Source organism: Synergistaceae bacterium (assembly GCA_012728235.1).
In the GTDB taxonomy this organism is placed as follows: domain Bacteria; phylum Synergistota; class Synergistia; order Synergistales; family Synergistaceae; genus JAAYFL01.
This window is the reverse complement of record JAAYFL010000051.1, coordinates 1-1,873: the sequence shown is the minus strand read 5'-3', so window position 1 is coordinate 1,873 and position 1,873 is coordinate 1. Positions and strand designations below refer to the sequence as shown.

Here is a 1,873-nt window from a genome sequence, read left to right as displayed (position 1 = left end):
TGGTAACAGGATATATTGGTTTTGACCCCAGTGCTGACAGCCTTCATGTCGGCAATTTAGTTGCGATTATGGGGTTAGCCTGGTTACAACGCCTTGGACACAAGCCTATAGCCATAGCGGGAGGCGGCACGGGCAGAATAGGCGATCCTTCCGGAAAAAGCAGCGAGAGAAATCTTCTGAGTGAAGAAACAATAAACCATAACGTCTCCTGTATAGAGAAACAGCTTAGACATTTTCTCAATTTCGATTGTGGAAAAAATAGTGCTATGTTGCTCAATAATAATGATTGGTTAAAAAAAGAGCTGTTTATCGAGTTTCTTAGAGATACCGGGAAATACTTCTCCGTTAGCTTCCTTGTAAACAGAGAGTATGTTCGGAGCAGAGTTTTCGATGCCGATAAATCAATAACTTATACGGAGCTCTCCTACATACTTCTTCAGGCTTTTGATTTTAATCATCTCTATAATGAATATGGTTGTACTCTTCAGATGGGAGGAAATGACCAACAGGTCAACATCCTCGCAGGAATGGATCTCGCACGCAAGAAATCAGGGGGACAGTGCTACGGAATGACCTTTCCTCTTCTTTTAAACTCACATGGTGAGAAATTTGGTAAATCTGAAAGCGGAGCCGTATATCTTTCTGAAGACAAAACAAGCATTTATAAGTTTTATCAATTTTGGGTTAACGTAGACGACAATGACCTTGAAAAACTGTATAAACTTTTCACATTCAGAGAAATTAGCGAAATAAATGATTTGCTGAATGAACATTCAAAGCATCCTCATTTACGTGAAGCACAGAAATCTTTGGCGTGGGAAATGACCTGCCGAGTACATGGAGAAGAAGCAGCCAAAAGAGTGCGAGATGCTAGCGCAGTCTTATTTGGAGAAATTGATATAAGAGATGTTGATAAAGAGCTTCTTGATACTCTTTCTGCAGAAATTCCCTTTGTTGAAACTTCCGAAGAAATAAATAAAAATTTGACAGACATTCTCGTCCTTTCTGCTGCGTGTTCATCTAAAGGAGAAGCCAAACGGAAAATTAAAGAGGGCGGCGTATATCTAAACGGAATTAAAATAATGGAAGAAGGAAAACAGCTTTCATCAACAGATCTCCTTGACGGTGGCTATATACAGATTAGAGTCGGGAAAAAAGATTTTCGTTTAGTAAAATTTATAAATAAAAGTTAAATATATATTAAGGAGAGGCAATATGAATAAAAAAGTAATAATAGCGGTCGCAGCCGCAATATTTTTATTAGGAGTGATTCATTTGGCGACATCAGAAGAAAAGAATACAGTAACGAATCAAATTGCAACATTTGAAACATCCATGGGTACTTTTGAGATTGAACTCAACAACGATCTAGCTCCCAAAACAGTAGAAAACTTCACTAATCTAGTGAAAAAAGGGTTTTATGACGGACTTATATTCCATCGTGTCATCGATGAATTTATGATTCAAGGCGGATGTCCCGATGGAACAGGAATGGGTGGACCAGGCTACACTATACAGGATGAGTTTGATAAAAAATTAGTACACGGAAAACCAGGGATACTCTCCATGGCAAATGCCGGTCCAAATACAGGCGGCTCACAATTTTTTATTACTCTTGTTCCATGCGAATGGCTAGATGGAAAACATGCCGTATTCGGGCACGTTATCTCAGGCATGGAAGTAGTAGAATCAATAGGCAAGGTTCCAACAGACTCGATGGATCGTCCTACCAAAAAAGTTGAAATCAAAAAAATAACAATAAAATAATAGTTTTTTCTAAAGCATGCTCTCATAGAAATGAGAGCATGCTTATTTTTATTACTAAGTTTCAGGCTGCTTTATTCTCGGAATTATAAAAAATCAATTAAATAAG

General features: G+C 38.1%; 2 protein-coding genes. Both read left to right on the top strand.

Going from position 1 to position 1,873, the window contains the following annotated elements; genetic code table 11:
* Positions 1-1,193: tyrosine--tRNA ligase (locus tag GXZ13_04015; protein NLX75001.1), on the top strand; the 1,193-nt coding region annotated here is incomplete at its 5' end.
* Between the two features lie 22 nt (positions 1,194-1,215).
* Positions 1,216-1,767 (top strand): peptidylprolyl isomerase, encoded by a 552-nt coding sequence (locus GXZ13_04010; GenBank protein ID NLX75000.1) that lies wholly within the window; start codon positions 1,216-1,218, stop codon positions 1,765-1,767.
* Positions 1,768-1,873 lie beyond the last annotated feature (106 nt).